This is a genomic window from Pseudoduganella namucuonensis (assembly GCF_900116645.1).
Classification (GTDB): domain Bacteria; phylum Pseudomonadota; class Gammaproteobacteria; order Burkholderiales; family Burkholderiaceae_D; genus Rugamonas; species Rugamonas namucuonensis.
This window is the reverse complement of the sequence record NZ_FPBO01000003.1, coordinates 317,138-340,243: the sequence shown is the minus strand read 5'-3', so window position 1 is coordinate 340,243 and position 23,106 is coordinate 317,138. Positions and strand designations below refer to the sequence as shown.

Here is a 23,106-nt window from a genome sequence, read left to right as displayed (position 1 = left end):
TAAACAACGCAAGTTTCCCAACGTTAATTTACCATGAGAGCAGCCATGTTCCCGTCCAATCCGCGACCTGATCGCGCCAAACGCGGCTGGAAAACGTGTGATCGGCTCCAGCGAGTTCGCGCCGCGTCACACGCGGCGCCGCCATCAGGGCGCGCCAGCGTGGCGAGCCGCCGGCCATTTCCATAAACTCCATGGCGGTCATGTCGTCCGGGCTCAATATCAGCAACACCGGTCCGCCAAAACCGTACAGTCCGGCGTACAGGCGTTCGGCCAGAGGCGGAGCGGTGCCCGTGCCAGCGAGCGCGCGGCGCCCGGGCAGCACCGCCGCCACATGCCGCCCCAGCGAAGCGGCGGAAGCGAGAAAATCGAAGCGCCCGCTGAACACTTTCCGCCACAGCGCGGGTTCGCCCAGGCGGCGCAGGTAGTAGCGCTTGAGCACGGTCTTCGCCAAGCCGGCCTCGGCCCGCGCCCAAGGATTGAGCAACGCCAGTCCCCGCACGCGCGCGTCCCGCGCGGCGTAAAACAGCGCGGCGGACGCGGCGTCGCATAAACCCCACAGCACCACCTCGCTCAGGCCGGGCACGCCGGCCATGAACTGGTCGATCGCGGCGCGCAGGTCGTCGGCGATATCCTCGAAGCTGCGTTGCGAGCCTTCGCCATCGCCCATACCCCGGTAGTCGAAGCGCATGACAGGGATGCCCCGCTGCGCCAGGCAGCGCGCCAGCAACGTGAACTGACGGTGGCTGCCGGCCCGATATTGCGCCCCGCCCACCAACACCAGCACACCACGTCTGCTTGGCCGCTCTGGAACGCTGACGATACCCAGCAGCGCATCGCCGCGGCAGCTGAAGCTCAGCGCCACTTCCTCATACAACATCGATCGCTCCCGCCAATGCCGCGCCGGTGGCCTCCAATAGCGCGGGACATTCGGCGATCTCGGCCGTTCCCCAGAAGGCCGGCCCCGCCACCACTTGAGCGTCGACCAGCACGCCCTGCTCGCGCCACGCGCCCACGATTTTGTTGCTGGCTGGAGACATTGGGCGATCGGCGGACACCGCCACGTCCAGCCAGTGCACCGGGCAGGACGGCCTGAGCACAGCCAGCTCCAAGCCGTCGAGGGCGTCAGCGAGCGCGGGGGTCAGCTCGTAGCCAGCCACTTCCTGCGCGGCGCCCGCGCGCAGGGCGGCGCGCAGAGCGGCGGTGGAGTTGCGGGCGGCGTGCTGCTTGTCCAGCATGTCCGCCGCCAACCGCATGCGCAGAAACTGGGTCAGACAGGCGCCCCCGGTGTGCACCGGATGCCACATTAGCAAACGGTCGGCGGCGGGCATGGCGCCGCCCTCGGCGTCCGAACGGGCGCAATCGGCCGCCAGCAGCGCCCCCAACCGCAAGCCCCACAGGCCAACCTCGCGGCCCAGCCGTTCGCGCAGCCAGCGCATGGCCAGCGCCACGTCGTCGCGCCACAGCTCCCAGCGCGCGTCGCCGAAATCGCCGCTGCTGTCGCCGCAACCGAGCAGATCGATCTGCAGCACGCCCACACCCTGTGCCGCCAACGCGCGGGATTGCAGCGCGGCCATGCGGCGTGTCTTGTTCATTTCCTCCGCGAAGGGATGGAGATAGACCAGGGCGCCCCGGCAAAGGCCGGCCGGCGGGTGGAACAGGCAAAAACGCGTTCCCTCCGCAGCCCGCAGGAAGAAGGGAATCTTCGAAGGCGTGGCTGGCGAGTGGGAACCCGGCAAGATCATGCCGTGAGTTTGTGCTGTACGAAGGCGGCCAGCGTGCCGACCGTGGCGAAGGTGCCGGCGTCGATCTCGTCGTCGTCGATGCTGAAGCCGAACTGTTCCTCCAACGCGGCCAGCAGTTGCACAACGGCCATGGAATCGAGTTCGGGAATGCTGCCCATCAGGGCCGAGTCGGCCGTCAGCGCGTCGGCGGCGGCCCCCAGGCCCAGAATATCGGCGAGGATGGTTTTTACTTCTTGCAAATACATTTCTACTCCGTGGATGAACGCTTGGCATGCAGTTGCCGCAGTAATGGCCAGCGGTAATAATTGATATGGTACATGGTCCGCACCTCGTCAGTCCATTGCAGATGCCAGGGCATCACCTTGCCATAAAACTCCAGGCTCTGCAGTCCTCGCTCGAACAGCAGCCGGAAGCTCTCCTCGCGCATCAGCAGCGCGGGCGAAAAGTGCTTGTCCACGCTCTCGTCGTAGGCGGTTTTCAGCACGACGACGCTGTCCGGCCCCTCGACGCACAGGTCCATGGCCACCAGCCGGTCGCCGAACCAGTAGCGCGCCACGCAGCCGGCCCCGCGCCGGCAGAACGCCTCCAGCATGGCCCGGTAAAACCGGCCCTGGGCGTTGTCGGCGTGGACGGCCGTGCCCTCCCCGCCCTTCCAGCCGGCGCTTTCGAGCCGGCCGTAGTCGGCCACGGCGGCGGCCATCTCCTCCGGCGCGCCGCTCAGCTGCAAGCGCGTGGCCACGCCCTCCCGCTCCAGCCGGTTGCGCTGTTTCTTCAGGTTAGCGCGCAGATTCTTGCCGCGCGCCTCCCAGTAGGCGTCGTAGCCGCCGCCCAGCGTGATGCGGGCGGTGTCGATATAGTCCAGCGTGCGCTGCCGCGCCCCGGCGGACGGACGGGGCGCCAGCTGGGGATCGCACTGCGTCAGGCCCAGCAGCAGGGGCAGGCCGGGCAAGGCGCGCAGCAGGCCGTCCAGCAGCGGCGCCAGCGGCTCGTCCGGGACGCTCAGCCACATGCACAGCGGCTGCTGCGCCGGCTGGAAGCTGGCCCACACGCCCTTGCCGCGCGGCGCCAGCAGCGCCATGGCCACCGTGCGGCCGCCGCGTTCGCAGATGGCGAGCAGCTCGCGGCCGGTGCCGAAATGGTCGAGCAGGGGCGCGACGAAGGCCGCGTCCAGCAGCGGCGAGGCGACGCTGGCGGCGTTCAATTCGTTCCAACGGGGGATATGGCTGGCGTAGTTGCCGGCCGGGGTCAGGGTCCAGGTCATCGGGAGGTCGGCGTTGTGGGATACTGCATGTGTTGTTACTTTAGCATAGCGGTCCCGACGCGGCGGCGCTTCCATGGACAGGATTCCCGCACGCGCGTACCATTCCTACCCCATGAGCGACCTGATCCACGAATTCATCTTTGCCTCCGCCCGCCGCGCGCCGGCGGCCGAGGCGCTGGTCCACGGCCAGCGCCGCCTGGACTACGCGGCGCTGGCGCAAGCCGTGCGCGGCGCCGCCGACGCCCTGCTGGCGGCCGGCCTGGCGCGCGGCGAGCGGGTCGCCGTCTACATGGAAAAGAACGTGGAAAACGTGGCCGCCATGTTCGGCGCGGCGGCCGCCGGCGGCGTGTTCGTGCCGATCAACCCGCTGCTCAAGCCGGAACAGGTGGCGTACATCCTGGCCGACTGCGACGTGCGCGTGCTGGTGACCAGCGCCGACCGCCTGCGCCTGCTGGCGCCCGGCCTGGCGCCGTGCCCGGGCCTGGCGATGGTGATCGCGGTGGGCGGCGCGGGCGCCGCCCTGCCCGAGGTGCCCGGCGTCTCCGTGCTGGGCTGGGACAGCGCGCTGGCCGCGCCGCCCGGCGTCGCGCCGCACCGCGTGATCGACGGCGACATGGCCGCCATCCTGTACACCTCCGGCAGCACCGGCAAGCCCAAGGGCGTGGTGCTGTCGCACCGCAACCTGGTGGCCGGCGCCGTCAGCGTGGCCGGCTACCTGGAAAACACGGCGGACGACCGCATCCTGGCGGTGCTGCCGCTCAGTTTCGACTACGGCCTGAGCCAGCTGACCACCGCCTTCCACGTGGGCGCCACCGCCGTGCTGCTGAACCATCTGCTGGCGCGCGACGTGCTCAAGGCCGTGGTGGCCGAGCGCATCACCGGCCTGGCCGCCGTGCCGCCGCTGTGGCTGCAGGTGGCGCCGCTGGACTGGCCGGCCGACTGCACCCTGCGCTACCTGACCAATTCGGGCGGCGCCATGCAACGCCCCACGCTGGACGCGCTGCGCCGCGCGCTGCCGAACGCCCGCCCCTACCTGATGTACGGCCTGACGGAGGCGTTCCGCTCGACCTATCTGCCGCCCGACCAGCTGGACCGGCGGCCCGACTCCATGGGCAAGGCCATCCCGAACGCCGAGGTGCTGGTGCTGCGGCCCGACGGCAGCGAGTGCGACGCCGGCGAGCCGGGCGAACTGGTGCACCGCGGCGCGCTGGTGTCGCTGGGCTATTGGAACGATCCGGCCAAGACCGCCGAGCGCTTCAAGCCCTACCCGGCCGCGCCCGGCCTGGCGCCGACGGAGATGGCGGTGTGGTCGGGCGACACCGTGCGCCGCGACGACGAGGGCTATCTGTATTTCATCAGCCGCAACGACGAGATGATCAAGACCTCCGGCTACCGGGTCAGCCCCAGCGAGGTGGAGGAAGTGGTGTACGCGCGCGGCCGGGTGGCCGAGGCGGCCGCGATCGGCGTCGGCCACCCGGCGCTGGGCCAGGCCATCGTCGTGATCGCCCAGGCCCGGCCGGGCCTGGCGCTGACGGCGGCCGAACTGCTGGCCGCCTGCAAGCCGCACCTGCCGGCCTATATGCTGCCGCAGAGGGTGGTGCTGGTGGAAGACAGCCTGCCGCGCAATCCGAACGGCAAGATCGACCGCAAGCTGCTCGGCCTGTTGTACGCCACTGTTTTCACGGAGCCCCAGCCATGACCCGCCCCCAGCACGCGCCGCTTGTCCAGTTCCCGGTCGTCGACGACAGCCTGCAGATCGGCGGCGTGCCGCTGGCGCGCCTGGCCGCGCGGGTCGGCCAGACCCCGTTCTACGCCTACGACCGCGGCGCGCTGAGCGCGCGCGTGGCCGAGCTGCGGCGCCACCTGCCGCCCGCCATCGCCCTGCACTACGCGATGAAGGCCAATCCGATGCCGGCCGTGGTGCAACACATGGCGGGCCTGGTCGACGGCATCGACGTCGCCTCCGGCGGCGAACTGCGGGTCGCGCTCGACACCGGCGTCGCCCCGTGCGACATCAGCTTCGCCGGCCCCGGCAAGGGGGACGCGGAACTGGCCAGCGCGGTGGCCGCCGGCGTCGTGCTGAACCTGGAATCGGCCGCCGAGATGGAGCGGGTCGCCGCCATCGGCGCACGGCTGGGGGTGCGGCCGCAAGTGGCGGTGCGCGTCAATCCGGACTTCGAGCTGAAATCGTCCGGCATGAAAATGGGCGGTGGTCCCAAGCAGTTCGGCGTGGACGCCGAGCTGGTGCCGGCCCTGCTGGCGCGGCTGGGCGCGCTGCCGCTGGCCTTTCACGGCTTCCACATCTTCAGCGGATCGCAAAACCTGAAAGCCGCCGCGCTGCGCGAGGCGCACGAGAAGACCTTCGCGCTGGCGCTGGCGCTGGCGCCGCATGCGCCGGCGCCGCTACGCACGCTCAACATCGGCGGCGGTTTCGGCATCCCCTACTTCCCCGGCGAGGAGCGGCTGGACTTGGCCGCCGTCGGCGCAGGGCTGGCCGAAATGCTGCCGGCCGTGCACGCGGCGCTGCCGGGCGCGCGCGTCGTCGTCGAACTGGGGCGCTATCTGGTGGGCGAGGCCGGCGTCTACGTCAGCCGCGTCATCGAGCGCAAGGAATCGCGCGGCCGCGTCTACCTGGTGACGGACGGCGGCCTGCACCACCACCTGTCCGCGTCCGGCAACTTCGGCCAGGTGATACGCAAGAACTACCCGGTGGTGATCGGCAACCGCGTGCGCGGCGGCGAGCGCGAAACGGCCTCCGTGGTCGGCCCGCTGTGCACGCCGCTGGACCTGCTGGGCGACCAGATGGAGCTGGCGTTGGCCGGCCCCGGCGACCTGGTGGCGGTGCTGCAATCGGGCGCCTACGGCCTGAGCGCCAGCCCGGGGGGCTTCCTCGGCCATCCGGCGGCGGCCGAGGTGCTGGTCGGCCCCCGCGCGGGAAGGTCCGGCGCGGCGTCCTGACGCGGCATCCCGATCGCGTTGCCCGATTGCTATTCCTATTGCTACCTGCCGTGTTACATGCCACCATTGCGGATGACCGGCCGACCATCCGCCGCAGCCTTCACATTTAAGGAAACCCCAATGTCCCGTCGCGTAAACAAGCTGGCGCTCGCCGCCATGGTCTCAGTGCTGGCCGCCGGCCTGGCCGGCTGCAAGAAACAGGAATCGAGCGCGGCGCTGGTGGCCCAGGCCAAGCAATACAAGGAAAAAGGCGACATCAACGCCAGCATGATCCAGCTGAAAAACGCCCTGCTGGCCAATCCGGACGACGCCGAGGCGCGCTACCAGCTGGCGCTGGCCTATGTCGACACCGGCAACGGCCAGGCGGCCGAAAAGGAAGTGCGCCGCGCGATCGCCCTGAACTACGCGAAGGACCAGGCCATGCCCCTGCTGGCCAAGTCGCTGAACGCGCAAAACCTGTTCCAGAAGGCGCTCGACGAGACCGAGGAGGAGGCCAAGAAGGGCGGGCCGGAACTGCTGACGGCGCGCGCCGAGGCCTACCTGGCGCTCAACAAGCGCGACCAGGCCGCCACCGAGATCGACCGCGTGCTGCAGGCGCAACCGGCGTACACGGCCGCGCTGATCGTCAAGGGCCGGCTGGCCTTCCTCGGCGGCGACTCGGACGGCGCCACCCGCTACGCCGAGCAGGCGCTGGCGGCCGCGCCCAAGGACGCCGCCACGATGATGTTCAAGGCCGACCTGCTGCGCGCCCAGCGCCAGATCGAGCCGGCCATCGCCGCCTACGGCCAGGTGCTGGCGGCCCACCCGTCGCACCGCTCCGCCCACATCGAAAAAGCCTATCTGCTGCTGTCGAGCGGCAAGTTCGAGGCGGCCCAGGCCGACCTGGAAGCGGCCAAGAAGATCACGCCCAACAGCCTGATCGTGATCTACACCCAGGCGCTGCTCGACTTCGCGCAGGGCAAGAACGCGGCGGCGCAGGAAGGCGTGCAGAAAGTGCTGCGCGCCGCGCCCGAGCACATGCCGACCATCCTGCTGGCCGGCGCCGTGGACCTGAACCTGGGCGCCACCGAGCAGGCCGAGCAGCACTTGAAGAAATACCTGGCGCAGTACCCGGGCAATATGTACGCGCGCAAGATGCTCGCCACCACGCTGCTGCGCAGCGGCCAGGCGCCGGACGCGCTGACCGTGCTGACGCCGGCGCTGAAGGGCCCCAACACCGACGTGCAACTGCTGGCCCTGGCCGGCGAGTCCTATATGCAGGCGCGCGACTTCGGCAAGGCCAGCGAGTTCTTCGAGAAGGCCAGCGCGCTGGCGCCGCAGGCCGCCACGCTGCGCACCTCGCTGGGCATGAGCAAGATGGAACAGGGCAACCAGGCCCAGGGCATCAGCGAACTGGAGGCGGCCGTCAAGCTGGACGCCAAGTCGGCCCAGGCCGGCATCGCCCTGGTGCGCGCCCAGATGGGCTTGAAGAACTTCGACAAGGCCTACGCGGCCGTGAACGACGTGCTGCAGGCCCATCCGGACAACGCCGTCGCGCACGACCTGAAGGGCATGGTGCACGTGGCCAGGAAGGAACTGCCGCTGGCCCGCGCCAGCTTCGAGAAGGCGCTCGCGCTGCAGCCCTCGTTCTTCCCGGCCGTGGCCGACCTGGCACAGCTCGACGTGTTGGAGAAGAAGCCGGCCGACGCCAAGAAGCACCTGACAGCCTTCCTGGAGAAGAACAAGAAGAACGTGGAGGCGATGACGTCGCTGGCCGCGCTGGCGGCGATGGAGCGCAACATTCCCGAGGCGACCGGCTGGATGGAGCAGGCGCACAACGAGAACCCGGAGATGCTGGCGCCCGCGCTGCGCTTGGGCAACCAGTACCTGCTGACCAGGCAGCAGGACAAGGCCCTGGCGCTGGCGCGCAAGATGCAGCTGGCCAGTCCGAACAGCCCCGAACTGCTGGACCTGCTGGGCAAGAGCCAGCTGGCCACCGACGACAAGAGCGGCGCGCTGGAAAGCTACAGCAAGCTGGCCGCCGCGCGGCCCAAGTCGGCCCAGGCCCAGCTGCAGCTGGCCGGCGTGCACATGATGCTCGGCAACCAGGGCGCGGCGGAGGACGATCTGAAAAAGGCGCTGGCGCTGCAGCCGGACTTCCCGGCGGCCCAGACGGCGCACGCCGAGCTGCTGGTGCGCAAGAAGCAGCCGGACCAGGCCGTCGCCATCGCCCGCCAGTTGCAGACCAAATACCCGGAAGCGGCCGGCGGCTACGTGCTGGAAGGCGACGTGCAGATGTCGCAGGACAAGGCGGCGCTGGCGCTGCCCAAGTACGAGAAGGCCTATGCCCTGCTCAAGTCCAACGAGGTGCTTCTAAAGACTGTGGCGGCGCTGCGCGCCAGCGGCAAGGGCGCCGATGGCGACAAGCGCCTGGCGCAGGCGATCGCCGCCCAGCCGCAGGACGCCCGGCTGCAGATGTACCGCGCCGAGCAATCCATCAACGACAAGCAGTTCAAGCAGGCCGCCGAGCAGCTGGAGGCCGTGCTCAAGCTGCGGCCCAATGATGCGGCCGTGCTGAACAACCTGGCCTACGCCTACCAGCAGAGCACCGACAAGCGCGCGCTGGCGACGGCGGAGCAGGCCTACAAACTGGCCAGCGGCGAGCCGGCCATCATGGACACGCTGGGCTGGATCCTGGTCGAGCAGGGCGACGCCAAGCGCGGCCTGTCGCTGCTGCAGCAGGCCAGCACCAAGGCGCCGCAGGCGGGCGACATCCGCTACCACTTGGCGATGGGCTTGTACAAGTCGGGCGACAAGATCGGCGCGCGGCGCGAACTGGAGCAGGCGCTGGCCGGCGGCCGGAGCTTCGCCCAAGCCGACGACGCCCGCTCGCTGCTGAAGCAATTGCAATAAGCTCGTGGCGCGGGAAACACTTTCGCCGCTGGCGGGACGGCTGGGCTGGTGCTAGCATATTGATCAGCCCGCTGTATCGCGTCCCATACCGTCGAGGAGAAAACCCCATGGACCAGTCCCCCCCCGCCCCGCTGGACGAGGCGTCCGCGCCGCGCCCGGCGCCGCCGCGCAGCCACGTGGTGTGCATGGAGCCGGAGCTCGGCGAGCGGCACGCCGGCAGCGAGGTGGTCATGCAGCAAGACCATTTCGCCATCCGCGTGGCCGACACCGAAACCGGCCGCAGCTCGGCCAGCATGCTGATCAACAAGATGTACGCTTGGCGCGGCTATGGCGACAAGCACAAGGTGGAGGCCAATCCCAACCGCATCACGCTGTCGGCCACCGACAAGGGCATGGTGATCGGCACCGTCACGCTGGGCATCGACTCCGAGGCCGGCATCCTGGCCGACGAGATCTTCCACGACCACATCCAGGGCGTGCGCGCCGCCGGCGGCAAGGTGTGCGAGATCACCAAGCTGGCCTTCGATCCGGCGCTGCGTTCGAAGATGGCGCTGGCCTCGCTGTTCCACGTGCTGTTCATCTACGCCCACTACCGGCACCACTGCACCGACGTGTTCATCGAGGTCAACCCGCGCCACCGCCGCTATTACGAGGCCATGCTGGGCTTCCGGCGCATCGGCGAGCTGCGCAGCAATCCGCGGGTGGACGCGCCGGCCTACCTGCTGTGGGTCGGCATGGAGCATGTGAACGCTGAAATCGCCCGCCTGGGCGGCACCAGCACCCACCCCGGCAGCGAGCGTTCGCTGTATCCGTATTTTCTTTCCCGCCGCGAGGAAATCGGCCTGGCCAACCGTCTGTTAAAATTGGATTGATTTCCCGGGAGGGCACTCCGCCTCCCGCCTCCTTGCGCCATCCCGCCGGTTTTTCCGTTTCAGCCGTGTGCGCCTCGTTTTCTAGCTCTGCTATATTTCTGCGGTGATTACAACTGACCACAATTTAGGCATCCGCTTGGCAGACACCGAGGAGGGGCGCCAATCGGCTAGCGTGCTGATCAATCGCATGTACACCTGGCGCGGCTACCGGGGCAACCATCGCGTCGATGACCACCCGCAGCGCATCACGCTGTCGGCGTCCGACCACGGCGATACGGTGGGCACCGTGACCCTGGGCCTGGACGGCCCGTCCGGGTTGCTGGCCGACGACGTCTACCAGGACGTGGTGGACGTGTTCCGCATGCGGGGCGGCAACGTCTGCGAGATCACCAAGCTGGCCATGGGCAGCAGCGGCAACTCCAAGAAAACGCTGGCGGCGCTGTTCCATGTGCTGTTCATGTACGCGCGCCACCTGCACCGCTGCACCGACGTGTTCATCGAGGTCAATCCCCGCCACCGGCGCTACTACGAGACCATGCTGGGCTTCGAGCAGCTGGCCGGGGTGCGCGACAACCCGCGCGTGCACGCGCCCAGCTACCTGCTGTGGACCAGCCTGGACCAGATCGCCCGCCGCATCGACCGCCTGGCCGGCACCGCCGCGCACGGCAACCAGGAACGCTCGCTTTACCCGTATTTCTTCTCGCCGCACGAGGCTAACGGCATCATGCAGCGCCTGATCGCCATCGAATAAACGAGAATGGGCGCCGATCGGCGCGGAAGGCGAAAAAAAGAGACCCGGAGGTCTCTTTTTTATTGCGCGCGCCCTGCGGGGCGCCGCGGAGTGACTCAAGCTTTGCGGCGGCGTACCATCGCGGCGCCCAGCAGGCCCAGGCCGATCAGACCCAGCGAACCTGGTTCAGGCACTTTGGTGTCGCCGTTGAAGTTACCCGTGCCAAACGCATCCAGAGGATTGTTGGGAACAACCATGTCCGTGAAGCTTACGCTGAACACCATATCGGAGAAGTCGGATTTGGTATTGGTATCAAACTGGTTTTTCGCCATACCGCCACTTGCGTCCAACTGGCCACCACCCTTCAGCAGAGTAACATTACCCATATTGTCGGTAACAATGTCGCCCGAGAAGGTTGTGCCACCGAAGTTGTGACCTTTCAATTGCAGCCACAGGCTGGTGCCCGACCCTGCGCCGGTGTTGGCGCTGGTCATGGTCGCCGGATCAAAGATGTCAATCGAAGTGGGTAGGGTATGCACGTACACATTAATGGTACCACCAGTGTAACCAATGGCAGTGCCAGCAGTGGTCGGCAGGAAGCCCGACGTTACCGGCATGAATCCGCTGAACTGGAAAGTCAGTTCGCAGGCTGGGCAGAAAACGCTCGGCCCTTTGTTATTCAGCTGATTGATATAGCCCCAGCCGGTCAGTTCGCCCGATGGCTGAAGGATGGTCTGACGGATGGCCAGCGACGCCGCTTTGAAGTCATTGACGTCCGGATCCCAGAATACGCCGCCCATGTTGATAGTGGCGGCCTGGGCTGCGGTCATCGACAGAGCGGCCACGGCGCCCAGCATCAGTTTTTTAATCAATTTCATGGAATTTCTCCTTGTTAGTTCGGTGTTTGGTTTGCTTCCCCACACCGAACATAAAGCATGTACCGTGCCAGCGATCGCCACCCGCCGCCAAGTCCTTGATTTGTATCAAACTTCCCAATTGATAGAAAGTAGACATCCGGACCGGCGGCGGGGCACTGTAAAGTTTTTCGACAAGACATTGCCTAGCGGTAGCGTCCCGGGGCCAGCAGGTCGTGCGGATCGAGCGCCACGCGCAGCCGTTCGTGGAAGGCGTGCGAGTGCTTCTGCGCGCCGACGATGCGCGCCATCGTGTCCACGCCCACGCGGTAGGGGAACACGCCGATGGCCCTGCCCTCCTCCAGCAACTCCGCGTAACAGGCCTTGGCGCGCGCCACCGCATCCGGCCGGGCGCGGTCGAACAGCAACGGCACGGTGCTGTCGAACAGGCGCTCGTTGACGGAGGTGAAGGTCAGCAGCGGTTCCATGCCGTGCTTGCGCGCCACCCGCGTCACCATGTTGACGTAGGCGCGCGCGTAGGACGGGCGCATCGGCACCAGCGGCGCGTACCACATCAGGCCGCAGCCGTCGCGGCCGGGATCGCGGCCGTCCAGCGGCTGCGGCCCCGGGTTGCGCCAGTAGGCCAGCGGCAGCGCGGTCTCGTTGGGCCGCCCCGCCACCAGGTCCAGCGACTTGGCCAGCGTGGCGGCGGTGCTGCCCAGGCGCTCGCCCAGGCCGCCCGGCAGCCAGCGCGCCAATTGCGCCAGGGTGCGCGCGTTGCCCGGACTGAGGAACAGCATGCGGGTGCCGACGCCGTTCAGCGCGCGCCGGATTTCCTTTTGCGCGGCCGCCACCATGCCCTTGCTGCCGTACAGGGTGCAGAAACCGGTCCACGGCGCGATCTGGTACTGGCCGCCCATTTTCTCGATCACCTCGGCCGGGATCTGGCCGTGCTGGTCCGGCGGTCCGTCCGGATAGGGCGCGTTCATCGCCAGCACGCGGTGGCGGTTCATCAGGTTGATGCCGCCCACGGTGCCGGGCAGCAGGCGCAGGATGTCGCGCACGCGCTCGACCGCCGTTTCCAGCAGCGCGTCGTCCTTCAGGTTGAACAGGCAGACCTTGATGCACGCGGGGCGCCGCGCCAGCACGATGCTCATGCGGGTGACGATGCCGAAGCCGCTTTGCGTGAACAGCGGCGCCGAGTGGGGCCCCAGCCCCCATTTGAACAGCCGCGCCAGTTCCTCGGTGCCGGCCTCGCGCAGCGTGGTGCGGTACAAGCTGCCGTCGGCCAGCACCGCGTCCAGGTCGGTGACGGCGGCGAAGTGGTCGGTGTGCGGCGTGACGCCGTAGCCGCGCTCCAGCGCGTTGCTCAGCAGGCTGCAACTGGGGCCGGCGCCGGTGACCGGCACCAGGAAGGGCAGGTTCTTGCTGTCGAGGAAGTCGGCCAGCATGCCCTGCGTCACGCCCGGCTGCAAGGTCACCACGCCCAGTTCCTCGTCCAGCGTGAACTCGCGCAGGCCGGACAGGTCGAGGACGACGCTGGCCTTGCCGGAAGGCAAGGAGGTGCCGTAGCCCCAGTTGCGCCCCGTGCTGATCGGGTGCACCGCCACGCCATGGCGCTGGGCGATGCGCATCACGGCGGACACGCAGTCGTCGTCCTTGTCGTTGCCGGCGATGCGCAGCGCGGCGGGAATCGCGCGCGCGCAGCCGCTGGTGTCGAAGCCGTAGGCCAGCTGGGCCTGTTCGCCGTCGAGGATCTCGGCGACGCCGGGCACGGCGCGCCATTCGCTGATGGCCAGTTCAAGTGGGGACGGGGTCATTGTCGCGGTTTTTCCAGGTGGGGGATCTGCGACGTCGCCGGCAGCAGATCGCGTTGGTAGGGATGGGTGGTTTTCTTGTACAGCTTGGCGATCTTCTTCACGTAGTCGCGCGTCTCCGCGTAGGGCGGCACGCCGCCGTGGCGCTCGACCGCCTGTTCGCCGGCGTTGTAGGCGGCCGCCACCAGCCACACATCGCCCTTGAAATAGGCCAGCAGCCAGCGCAGGTAGGCCAGGCCGCCGCGGATGTTCTGTTCTGCGTCGAAGGCGTCGCGCACGCTGAAGCGCTGCGCCGTCTCCGGGATCAGCTGCATCAGGCCCTGCGCGTTTTTGGGCGACAGCGCGCGGGCGTTGTAGGCCGACTCGACCGCGATGATGGCCATCGCCAGCTCGGGGTCGATGTTGAACTGCGGCGCCAGCCGGTCGACCAGCAGGCCCACCCGCTGCCCCGGGCCGTCCCGGTAGCGCAGCAGGGCCTCCGGCGCGGGCGCGGTGGACGGCAGGTCCGGCAGCATGCAGGCCGGCAGCGGCGCCGCCGGGTCGGGCGGGGTCAGCCGCAACATGGCCTGCGCCTGGGCGTGGCCCTGGGCGGCGGCCAGCGCGAACAGCAGGCTGGCGGCGCCGTCGTCGCGCGCGCCGCCGCGGCCGTTGGCCAGCATCCAGCCCAGCGCGTGCTGGGCCGGCGCGTGGCCGGCGCGGGCGGCCTGGCAATACAGCACGCGGGCGGCGGCCGGGTCGCGCGGCACGCCCTCGCCGTGCTCCAGACGGGCGGCCTCGGCGGTGAGCGCGGCGGCGTCCGGCGGGCCGGCGCCGGGCGCCGCCGAGGCGGCCAAGGCGCAGACGACACCCGCGGCGGCGGCGCACAGCAAGGTGACCGGTAAACCGCTGGCTCGTCGCATGGCATCGCCCCTCCCGCCCAACCATTGTAGCAATTTACGCACGGAATTTTTATCAATTCTGCCCGTCGTCCGGCTCCGGCACGGGCGTGGCCTCCTTCTTGTCCCTGGGCGACAGGAAGGCCTTGTGAAACAAATGGCGCGCCAGCAGCAGCGGCGGCATGCGCAGCCAGTTGGCTCTCAGGTACAGCAGGAAGCGGGCGGTGCCGGTCCAGCGGTCGTCGCAGCTGGCGTGCTTGGGCAGCAGCGCCCGGCTGAACAGCGCATCCATCAGGCGCAGCAGCGCCGGGCCCGGGGCACCGCCCGCGCGCGCCTCGTCCACCTCGAGCGGCAGCGGCGTGTGCAGCAGCAGCGCCGTGTAGCGCAGGGCGTAGAACAGGGGCCGCGTCAGCTGCAGCGCGCGCGCGCGCGCGGCCAGCTCGGGCCAGAAGCCGGGCTGGCCGCCGAAATGGCGGAGCAGGCCGTCGATGTCCACCAGGTCGCGCAGGCCGTTGTCGAACTCGCCGTCGAAGAACAGATGGGTGGCGCTGTGCAGCACCATGTCCGCCGGCGCCAGCACCCACACGTCCGGCAGGCCGGGGATGGCGCGCGCGGCGGCGCGCAGCCGCTCCGGGTCAGGATGAACCGGGGCCGTGCGCGGCAGGATCGCGTGGTGGACGTCGATCGTGGTCTGGCGCTGGATATGCTCCATCGGCGGCAGCTCGTGCATCCACTCCCGGTAATAACGCTGGTCGTAGGCGTCCTGGTGGCTGGAGGCCCAGCCGTTCAGCATCAGCGCCGCCTCGGCCTCGCCCAGGCACTCGCGCGGCAGCAAGATGTCGATGTCCGAAAACAGGCGGCCTGCTGCGGGTGGCAGGCCGGCCAAGGCGTACGCCGCCCCCTTCAGCAGGATCAGCGGCGCTTCGATGTCTACCAGTGCGCGGCGTATCGTCGCCACTTCCCAGTGCACCGCTTGGCGGTGGCGCTCGGCCAAGGCGCGCGACCACAGCAAGTGTTCGCGCGCCTGAGGCGGGATACGCGCCAAGTCGCCGCGCTGCTCCAGCAGGTAATACAAGCGGGCCTGCAAGTTGGCGGCCGCGCTCTGGCGCAGCAACAGGTCCCACTCCGGCATGCCGAGTCCGGCCAAGCGGCCGGGGTTGCGGAAGGCCAGCACGGCGAGCGGCGCCCCGCTCATGACCGCGCCGCCAGTTGGTCGAAGGCCGCGACCGCCTCGTCCAGCATGCTGTAGGTGTAGCGGTAGCAATCGGCCGCACCGATCACCCCGGCCAGCGCGTCGAAGCCGCGCGCCCCCAGCACACTATAATTGAAGGAATTACTTGCCACCTGCATGAACGCCTGCCCTTTGGTCAACGCCTCTAACGTCGAAGAGGCGCCAGCCTGGTAGCGCGGGAACACGACCCACCCGGGACGGGCGCACTCGGCGCCGCGTGCAACGCTGGCTGGCGGCGCCAGCAAGTGCGCCACCGTGCCCTTGCCGGTACCGGCCACCGGCGGGCTCAGTTCCGCCTTCCCAAGGTAGGCGCGCATGATGTCGATCGACGCGTTCTTCAGGCTCACCGGGCGAGGCAGCGGCTGCACCAAGCCGTCGGCGAGCCGTATCAAGGTCAGCTCGTCCGATAACAAGCGCCAGCCCCGATGCGCCAGCGCCGCGCACAGGGTGCTCTTGCCTGAGCCGGGCGGCGCAGGTAGGATGACGGCACGGCCATCGCGCTCCAGCACGGCGGCATGGACAATCAGGTAGCTATGCGCCCGGTTCGCCACGCACCAGTTCAAGCCCCATTCGAACATGGGAAAGGCTTGCGCCAGCGGCAACGGCTTGAAGACTGTGACACCGTCGTACAACAGATCGACCTGCGGCCGCAGCCAGCGCCGTAATCCTCCCGATTGCACCAAACGTAAGTGAAAATCAGCGAAGGCATGGGATGGCAGAAGGGGGTAATTACCGTACAGTTGGTGAATGCCGTTCACGACGCTAGGGATGGCGCTTTGCAGTTGCACCGCGAAAACGCCCGTCTGCAGCACAATCCCGTCCGCAGCCATACCGGCGCCTAGCTCGGCGCGCGTCAGCGTTTCGATCGTCAGCATGCAGTGGTATGGATCAATGCCAAGCGCAGCAACTCACTGAGCAGCTCCGCCAGTTGCCGTGCGCTGTCGAGACCGGCATCAAGTTGTAGCGACTGGGCCAACTGCGTCGCATCGCGAGGGCCGCTGGCCAACGCGGTCAGCACCTCGATCGCGGCTGCGTCCAACATGTGGGTGTCGCCCGACATGTCGTTGTACAGCACATATACTTCGTTATCCCAGGTGTGATAACGCAGGGACTGGCCAGGCATCAGTTGCCACATACGTGATCGGCATCGTTACGATTGATGGAACGTGCTTAGCAAATACTCGACGATCTTAGCGCCATTCCAGCGGGTGGTGCCGCCCTTGACCGGCATATAATAGCCCCGACCGGGACCACCATTCAGCCAGTACTCATTCCAGATCTCTACAACTTTGCTGGCGGGCAAATATGGAGTTAATCCCCGCTTTGCATTCAGGTAGGCCGCTACACAATGCCTCGCCACATTATTGGTGTCGCAAGACTGCGGGCTGCAAAGTGTGTTCAGTGTGAACTGGGAAAACTGGCCGCCGCATAGGAAGACAGCGGAGAACATGGTGGTTGGCGCACATTTGGAGGAGGCGGTCTGACTCGGCCAGCGAGAGGGTCTGTTCCGGTAATAGCCGGGCGAGTAACCCGAAGTGGTGCAAGTCACCGCACGGCTGATGTTACCGGACACGGCGCCGGACGGCGACAGGCAGGGCAAAAAGCCGGTGGCCATGCCCGGCGTGCTCTTCAGGGTCAACGCAGCACCCACGGCCGCCGCGCCGCCTTTCGCGAAACGGCGGCGCGCGGCACCGGCAAACACCGGCGGTTGCGCGGTATCATGCGGGGTGCCGGAAGCCCCGTGTTGCTGTTCTTGGTTAGCCACGTGTATATCCTCAATAGTGGGCAGCTGTGCGGCCCTTAAATCATGTCTCTTGGAATTAAGCAATATTCATTCCACAAGCGACAAGAGCGGGCTGCATTGATAAATATCAAGGACTTAGCCCAGCTTAAATACTCGCTTCGTGCTGCCGTGCTGAGTTTAACGCAAAAGCTGTAAAAATTCCCGACAGCGAAGACCTGCGACGGATCGCCCCCCCCCCCTTTCACATTCAGGAGTGCCATCTCACTAAAAGAAACTTTCCGGTATCACCAGCACGTCGCCCGGACGCATCGGCACGTTGGCCGAGATGTCGCCGTCCTTGATCAGGTCGTTCAGGCGCACATTGAATTTTTGTTGCTTGCCATCCACATGGCGGATGATGCTGGCGCGGTTGCCGGCGGCGAACTCGGTGACGCCGCCGACCGCGATCAGCACGTCCATCAGCGACATGTCGACCCGGTAGGCCAGCGCCTGCGGCTTGGCGGCCTGGCCGATCACGCGGATCTGCTCGCCGTAGGTGCCGGTGAAACCGGTGACGATCACCGTCACCACCGGCTGCTGGATGAACTTGGCCAGCGCCTTTTCGATGTCGCGCGCCAGTTCGGTCGAGGTCTTGCCGCTGGCCTGCAGGTCCTCCACCAGCGGCGTGGTGATCTTGCCGTCGGGCCGCACCGGCACCGCTTGCGACACCTCCGGATTGCGCCACACGACGATGTTGACGGTGTCGCCGGCGCCGATCAGGTAATCCGTGGCGGGCGCCGCGGTCTGCGGCAGCGCGGGCGGGGTGGCGCAGCCGCCCAGCGCCAGCGCGAACAGCGCCAGCGCGCCACATGCCAGCCATTTGGTCCAGTGCAGTTTGAGTGTGTTCACGCGTTTCCTCTTTGCGGGGTTTTTAAGCAAGGCTTCAGCAAGATTAGCATTACGCCATGCTATCAGGAATAAGTTACTGGGTGGAAGCTCTTTGCAACAGTGCACGCACGTGGCGCGCCGGGATCGCGTAGGTGATGCCGCTGGGGTGGCTGATCGCCGCCTCCTTCAGGCCCTTGACGAACACCATGTTGATCACGCCGTACACGGTGCCGTCGGCCGGGTCGTAGACGGGACTGCCGCTGTTGCCGGGATAGGCCGTGCCGTCGAGCTGCAGGATCTCGAACGGGGCGCGCTGCAGCTGGGCCACGGCGCGCGCGTCGAGCTGGCGCGCCGAATAGGACGGGATGATGACGGGGGTGATGGCCGACAGCATGGCGCGGTGCGTGACGTGGTGCAGGCCCAACACCATGCCCAGCGGAAAACCGGTGAACGCCAGGTCGCGCCCTTCCCGCAGCGTGTCCGAATCGCCCAGCCTGAGCGCCGGCAGCGGCTCCCCGCTCAGGCGCAGATGCGCCAAGTCGTGCTCCCGGTCCAGGCCGGCCAGGGTCGCGGGGCGGAAACTGAAGGCCGTGCCGGCGCCGGCGACGACCACGCCCAGGGCCTCCTTCTGTTCCGCGTCCAGTTTCTCCGGCACCACGTGCGCGTTGGTGATGACGCTCAGGCCGTCGCCCACCACCCAGCCGGTGCCCGTGAACACGGTGCCGGGACTGCGCGTGCGCTGGAAGGTGCCGACGCCCACCACGGAGGGCTTGACGGCGGCGATGGTGGCCGACAGGTCGGCGGCGGCGACGCGCGCGGCGGCGGCCAGGCAAAGCGACAGCAAAAACAGGCGACGTGGCATGGGTTCGGGTCTGGAAAAACGTTTGCGCCACACGATACCAGAGTTGTCCCCGCGCGCCGCCTTTTCCTGTCAGAATCAAGGCCCCGCCGCTTGTTCACGGGGAATATCTATTTCAAACTGTCAAACAAACCACGGTGTCTTCGGCATGCGACATCCGCCCATGGCACCGCAGCATTTAATAGCAACAAGCAACGAATTCTCCTGTATCATAGAGAAGATTTTGATGTAATTTAAGCAAGTACGCGAGACGGGCGGCAAGCCCCGCGGCGGCTTGCCGGCGTCGCACATACTTTAGGCGAGATTGACGATATGGCAGAATTGCAGGCCCTACTCCTGACCTTCTTGAAGGCGATCGGCAAGTACCGCTGGTATGCCGTGGCCATCACTTGGACCGTGGCCGTGATCGGCTGGGGCGTGGTTTACCAGTTGCCCGATTCCTACCAGGCCTCGGCGCGCGTGTTCGTCGACACCCAGAGTATCCTGAAACCGCTGCTGGCCGGCATGACCACCGTGCCCAACGTCGAGCAGCAGGTGCAGTTCATGCGCCGCACGCTGATCAGCCGCCCCAACGTCGAGCGCGTGATGCGCATGGTCGACCTCGACATCAAGAACAAGAGCGTGCAGGAGCACGAGCAGATGGTCGACGAGCTGAGCAAGGAGATCAAGATCACCGGCACCGAGCGCGACGACATCTACACCATTTCCTACAGCAACTCCAATCCCAAGCTGGGCAAGGAGATCGTGCAGTCGCTGCTGACCATCTTCGTCGAGGGCAGTTTCGGCGGCAAGAAGCAGGAGTCGGACAAGGCGGTGCAGTTCATCGACGAACAGATCAAGAGCTACGAGGAAAAACTGGCGGCCGGCGAGAACGCGCTGAAGGAATTCAAGATCAAGCACATGGGCCTGCTGCCGCGCCAGGGCAGCGACTACGGCTCGGCGATCGGCGACCTGAACGACAAGCTCAGCCAGGCCAGGCTGGAGTACACCGAGGCCGAGCAGGCGCGCAACGCGCTCAAGCGCCAGATCGCCGGCGAGGAGCCGGCGCCGGTGACGGCCACCGCGGCCGAGCAGGACTCGGGCAATCCCGAGCTGGAGGCCCGTATCTCGGCCATCGATAAAAACCTGGACCAGCTGCGCATGCAGTTCACCGAGGAGCACCCGGACATCGTGTCGAACAAGCGCCTGCTGGCGCAATTGCAGGCGCGTAAGAAGGAAGAGGCCAAGAAACGGGTGCGCACCAACGATCCGGGCGCCAACTACAGCCCGATGCTGCAGCAGATGAACGTGGCGCTGTCGGTCGAGGAGGCGCGCGTGGCGTCGCTGAGGGCGCGCGTCAACGAGTACGCGTCGCGCCTGGCCAACCTGCGCAGCCAGAGCAACGCCGCGCCCGAGGTCGAGGCGCAACTGGCGCAGCTGAACCGCGACTACGAGGTGAACAAGGACAACTACACCAAGCTGGTCGAGCGCCGCGAGGCGGCCCGCCTGTCCGGCGACCTGACCTCGGCCACCGACATGATGAGCTTCCGCGTGATCGATCCGCCCACCGCGCCGACCAAGCCGACCGGCCCGCACCGGCCGCGCCTGATGTCGCTGGTGTTCGGCGGCGCGCTGTTCGCCGGCCTGGGCGTGGCGCTGCTGATGAGCCAGATCCGGCCCACCTTCGTCAGCCAGGCGGCGCTGCGCACGGCCACCGGCCTGCCCATCCTGGGCACCATCAGCATGAACTGGACCGACGAGCAGAAGATCCGCCGCCGCCGCCGCCTGTACGCCTTCAGCGTCTCGGTCGCGCTGCTGTTCTCGGCCTATGGCGGCGTGATGGCGATCCTGCTGTTGAAACAGTCCTAGTCCTTCCACGGGGAACGAGATGAGCATCATTGAACGGGCGGCCAGCCGCCTAGAGCACAAGACCGAAGCGCCGGTGCCGGCCGGCGCGACCGAGGCGCAGGCCGCGCCGACCGTGGTGGGCACGGCCGCCCCGGCCGCCGCCGCCGCCGCGCCGGCGGTCCCCCCGGCCCCCGCGGTCCCGGAAGCCACGGCGGCCCCGGAGGTTCCGGCCGCAGGGGAGCCGGGCGCGCCTGCGGCGGCGCGCCCGGGCGGCCAGCGCCGGGTGGAACTGGACCTCAAGCACATGCACGAGATCGGCCTGGTCACGGCCGCCGGCGGCCGCACCATGCTGGTCGAGGACTTCCGCATCATCAAGCGCCCGCTGATCAAGCGCGCCTTCGCGCCGCGCCCGCCGGGCGACAAGCCGGGCAACCTGATCATGATGACCAGTTCCCTGCCGGGCGAGGGCAAGACCTTCTGCTCGATCAACCTGGCCATGAGCATCGCCATGGAGCTGGACCACACGGTGCTGCTGGTGGACGCCGACGTGGCGCGCCCGTCGGTGCTGCGCACCCTGGGCCTGCCGGCCGAGCGCGGCCTGATGGACATCCTGCTGGACGACAAGCTCGACATGTCGGACGTGATGCTGCGCACCAACGTCCCCACGCTGAGCATCCTGCCGGCCGGCACCAGCAATCCGCGCGCCACCGAACTGTTGGCCAGCCAGGCGATGTCCTCCTTCGTGCACGAGATCGCGCACCGCTACCCGGACCGCATCGTCATCTTCGATTCGCCTCCGCTGCTGCTGACCAGCGAGGCGCACGTGCTGGCCAGCCACATGGGCCAGATCGTGGTGGTGGTCGAGGCCGAGCGCACCACCCAGCACGCGGTCAAGGAGTCGCTGACCCAGCTGGAGGGCCTCCCCAACGTCAACCTGATCTACAACAAGACCCGTGAGTTCCCCGGCACGGAAACCTATGACTACCACTACGGTTAAACCCCGCCTTCCCGCCGCGCGGCCGCTGGCCGCTGCGGTGGCAGTCGCCGTGCTGCCCCTGGCGCCAGCCAGCCATGCCGCTTGGAAATTCACGCCACAACTGGAAGTCCGCGAAAGCTATACCGACAACGTCGCGGCATCGACCAGGGAGTTGGCTCAAGCCCAGTGGGTAACCTCCTTTGCGCCGGGTTTTACGCTGGAGACCGACGGACCACGGGTTCAGGCCAAGATTGGCTACAACAAACATCTGTACAAGTTCAAGGACGCTAATGTCGGCGGTGCGCGGGATTCGGACCAGCAACTGAATGCGCACTTACATGCCAATCTGGTCAACGACCTGCTGTTCTTGGACACAGATGCCACGACCCAACAGCACTCGGCTTCCGCGTTCGGCCCATTGCTGAGTAACACCATCACCAGTTTCGCCAGCGCTAACGCAAATGAAGTCAAAACGCTGCGTATCGCGCCTTACCTGAAGCATCGCTTCGGCAGCATAGCCAATGCGGAGCTCCGCTATACGCGCGATCGCGTGGAAACGGACAACATGGGATTCGGCAGAAGCGACAGCAATAACGTGATGCTCAATGCCACCAGCGGCACCGCGTTTCGCCAACTGGGCTGGGCGCTGAACTATCAGCGCCAACAGCTGGACACGCAATCAACCCGCAGCTTGGGGGGGGCGTCGCCCGGCCCCCAGGGAACCAGCAACACAACCGACAACCTTAACACGTCGCTGCGCTACCTGTACTCACCCACGCTGACGCTGACCGCCAGCGCGGGCTATGACAAATATGACTACGATGCACTAGGTGGTGTTACCCAAGGCAAGTCCTGGTCCGCTGGCGTCACCTGGCTGCCAAGCCCGCGCACCAGCATACAGGCAACAGCGGGGAAACGCTATTACGGTAACAGCTACAGTCTGAATGCCCAGCATCGCAGCCGTGCATCAGTCTGGATTATCAGCTACAACGACGCAGTAACCACCACGCGCCAGCAGTTCCTGCTACCGTCGGCGATCGACACCGCCGCCATGCTGGACCGGCTGTTTGCCGCCGCGATTCCCGACGCCGCAGCACGGCGCCAAGCGGTCGATGCCTATATACTGAGCACGGGTCTGCCGCCGTCTCTCGCCAACAGCATCAATTACTTCAGCAACCGGTATATGCTGCAAAAGCAGCTGCAGGCCTCGGCTGCGTTCAACACACCCCGCACCTCCACTATCCTGTCGTTGCAAAGCGCACGCAGGGACGGGCTATCCTCGTCCGTCGTGGACAGTGGCTTGCTGGGCGTCACCAATTCCGCATTGAACGACAACACGCGCCAGAGTGGCGCCAGCATAATCGTGAATTGGCGATTGTCGTCGCGTACGGGTATCAATTTTACGGCTGACTATATGCACGTCGAATCCTTGACAGTCGAGCGCACCGACATCAACCGCAGCTTGCGGTTGAATCTAACGCGCGAGCTGCGGCCCAAACTGCGCGGCCAGTTCGAGCTGCGCCATGTGGAAGGCAGCACCTCGGCGCGCGTCCCCTACACGGAGAACGCCGTGTCGGCGTCCCTCAACAAACAGTTCTAGG

21 protein-coding genes are annotated in these 23,106 nt (G+C 67.1%); 8 read left to right on the top strand and 13 right to left on the bottom strand.

From position 1 onward, the window contains the following. Positions 1-28 precede the first annotated feature (28 nt). The 4 genes from BM436_RS05455 to BM436_RS05440 are packed head-to-tail and all read right to left on the bottom strand — an operon-like array spanning position 29 to position 3,003. On the bottom strand, positions 29-877 hold the full coding sequence (locus tag BM436_RS05455) for a hydrolase 1, exosortase A system-associated (protein ID WP_093554314.1): 849 nt from the start codon (positions 875-877) through the stop codon (positions 29-31). Further along, positions 867-1,742: a hydrolase 2, exosortase A system-associated gene (locus BM436_RS05450; protein WP_093554312.1), complete on the bottom strand. Its 876-nt coding sequence runs from the start codon at positions 1,740-1,742 to the stop codon at positions 867-869. Before BM436_RS05450 ends, BM436_RS05455 begins: the two co-directional genes overlap by 11 nt. Continuing rightward, on the bottom strand, positions 1,739-1,987 hold the full coding sequence (locus BM436_RS05445; RefSeq protein ID WP_093554310.1) for an acyl carrier protein: 249 nt from the start codon (positions 1,985-1,987) through the stop codon (positions 1,739-1,741). Before BM436_RS05445 ends, BM436_RS05450 begins: the two co-directional genes overlap by 4 nt. 2 nt (positions 1,988-1,989) lie before the next feature. After that, a complete protein-coding gene (locus BM436_RS05440; RefSeq protein ID WP_093554308.1) occupies positions 1,990-3,003 on the bottom strand; it encodes a GNAT family N-acetyltransferase in 1,014 nt (337 codons plus the stop codon). Positions 3,004-3,115: 112 nt separating this feature from the next. On the opposite strand from BM436_RS05440, the gene BM436_RS05435 reads away from it, so the two are divergent. The 5 genes from BM436_RS05435 to BM436_RS05415 all read left to right on the top strand — a co-directional run bounded on the left by BM436_RS05435 (position 3,116) and on the right by BM436_RS05415 (position 10,476). After that, entirely contained in the window at positions 3,116-4,702 is a 1,587-nt protein-coding gene (locus BM436_RS05435; RefSeq protein WP_093554306.1) for an acyl-CoA ligase (AMP-forming), exosortase A system-associated, read from the top strand. Further along, entirely contained in the window at positions 4,699-5,961 is a 1,263-nt protein-coding gene (locus BM436_RS05430; protein WP_093554304.1) for a pyridoxal-dependent decarboxylase, exosortase A system-associated, read from the top strand. Before BM436_RS05435 ends, BM436_RS05430 begins: the two co-directional genes overlap by 4 nt. A 120-nt stretch (positions 5,962-6,081) precedes the next feature. After that, on the top strand, positions 6,082-8,853 hold the full coding sequence (gene prsT, locus BM436_RS05425) for an XrtA/PEP-CTERM system TPR-repeat protein PrsT (RefSeq protein ID WP_093554302.1): 2,772 nt from the start codon (positions 6,082-6,084) through the stop codon (positions 8,851-8,853). Between the two features lie 107 nt (positions 8,854-8,960). Next, positions 8,961-9,725, top strand: a complete 765-nt coding sequence (locus BM436_RS05420) for an N-acyl amino acid synthase FeeM domain-containing protein (protein ID WP_229489108.1) — start codon at positions 8,961-8,963, stop codon at positions 9,723-9,725. Between the two features lie 136 nt (positions 9,726-9,861). Next, positions 9,862-10,476, top strand: coding sequence for an N-acyl amino acid synthase FeeM domain-containing protein (locus tag BM436_RS05415; protein WP_229489106.1), 615 nt, complete (start codon positions 9,862-9,864; stop codon positions 10,474-10,476). 95 nt (positions 10,477-10,571) lie between these two features. On the opposite strand, the gene BM436_RS37500 is transcribed toward BM436_RS05415, so the two are convergent. The 9 genes from BM436_RS37500 to BM436_RS05375 all read right to left on the bottom strand — a co-directional run bounded on the left by BM436_RS37500 (position 10,572) and on the right by BM436_RS05375 (position 18,705). Beyond that, a complete protein-coding gene (locus BM436_RS37500) occupies positions 10,572-11,333 on the bottom strand; it encodes a PEP-CTERM sorting domain-containing protein (RefSeq protein WP_229489103.1) in 762 nt (253 codons plus the stop codon). Positions 11,334-11,515: 182 nt separating this feature from the next. Beyond that, on the bottom strand, positions 11,516-13,129 hold the full coding sequence (locus BM436_RS05405; protein ID WP_093554300.1) for an FAD-binding oxidoreductase: 1,614 nt from the start codon (positions 13,127-13,129) through the stop codon (positions 11,516-11,518). Beyond that, positions 13,126-14,025 carry a lytic transglycosylase domain-containing protein gene (locus tag BM436_RS05400; protein ID WP_093554298.1) on the bottom strand — a complete coding sequence of 300 codons (900 nt, stop codon included), beginning with the start codon at positions 14,023-14,025 and terminating at the stop codon, positions 13,126-13,128. Before BM436_RS05400 ends, BM436_RS05405 begins: the two co-directional genes overlap by 4 nt. A 52-nt stretch (positions 14,026-14,077) precedes the next feature. Then, positions 14,078-15,196 carry a nucleotidyltransferase domain-containing protein gene (locus tag BM436_RS05395; protein WP_093554296.1) on the bottom strand — a complete coding sequence of 373 codons (1,119 nt, stop codon included), beginning with the start codon at positions 15,194-15,196 and terminating at the stop codon, positions 14,078-14,080. Next, positions 15,193-16,107 carry an HprK-related kinase A gene (locus tag BM436_RS05390; RefSeq protein WP_093554294.1) on the bottom strand — a complete coding sequence of 305 codons (915 nt, stop codon included), beginning with the start codon at positions 16,105-16,107 and terminating at the stop codon, positions 15,193-15,195. Before BM436_RS05390 ends, BM436_RS05395 begins: the two co-directional genes overlap by 4 nt. After that, positions 16,101-16,367: an HPr-rel-A system PqqD family peptide chaperone gene (locus BM436_RS05385; RefSeq protein WP_093554292.1), complete on the bottom strand. Its 267-nt coding sequence runs from the start codon at positions 16,365-16,367 to the stop codon at positions 16,101-16,103. Before BM436_RS05385 ends, BM436_RS05390 begins: the two co-directional genes overlap by 7 nt. Positions 16,368-16,382: 15 nt before the next feature. Next, complete coding sequence (locus BM436_RS35955; RefSeq protein ID WP_143132976.1) at positions 16,383-16,997, bottom strand: hypothetical protein; 615 nt, start codon at positions 16,995-16,997, stop codon at positions 16,383-16,385. Between the two features lie 243 nt (positions 16,998-17,240). Beyond that, a complete protein-coding gene (locus BM436_RS05380) occupies positions 17,241-17,831 on the bottom strand; it encodes an XrtA/PEP-CTERM system exopolysaccharide export protein (RefSeq protein WP_371859622.1) in 591 nt (196 codons plus the stop codon). Positions 17,832-17,937: 106 nt separating this feature from the next. After that, the gene (locus BM436_RS05375) at positions 17,938-18,705 is read right to left on the bottom strand and encodes a S1 family peptidase (protein ID WP_093554288.1); all 768 of its coding nucleotides are present in this window, start codon (positions 18,703-18,705) and stop codon (positions 17,938-17,940) included. 309 nt (positions 18,706-19,014) lie between these two features. On the opposite strand from BM436_RS05375, the gene BM436_RS05370 reads away from it, so the two are divergent. Genes BM436_RS05370 through BM436_RS05360 form a run of 3 tightly spaced genes read left to right on the top strand, consistent with a single transcriptional unit; the run spans position 19,015 to position 23,105 of the window. Further along, entirely contained in the window at positions 19,015-20,550 is a 1,536-nt protein-coding gene (locus BM436_RS05370; RefSeq protein WP_093554286.1) for an XrtA system polysaccharide chain length determinant, read from the top strand. Between the two features lie 19 nt (positions 20,551-20,569). Beyond that, on the top strand, positions 20,570-21,526 hold the full coding sequence (locus tag BM436_RS05365) for an XrtA-associated tyrosine autokinase (protein WP_093554284.1): 957 nt from the start codon (positions 20,570-20,572) through the stop codon (positions 21,524-21,526). Then, positions 21,507-23,105, top strand: a complete 1,599-nt coding sequence (locus BM436_RS05360) for a TIGR03016 family PEP-CTERM system-associated outer membrane protein (RefSeq protein WP_093554282.1) — start codon at positions 21,507-21,509, stop codon at positions 23,103-23,105. Before BM436_RS05365 ends, BM436_RS05360 begins: the two co-directional genes overlap by 20 nt. Position 23,106 lies beyond the last annotated feature (1 nt).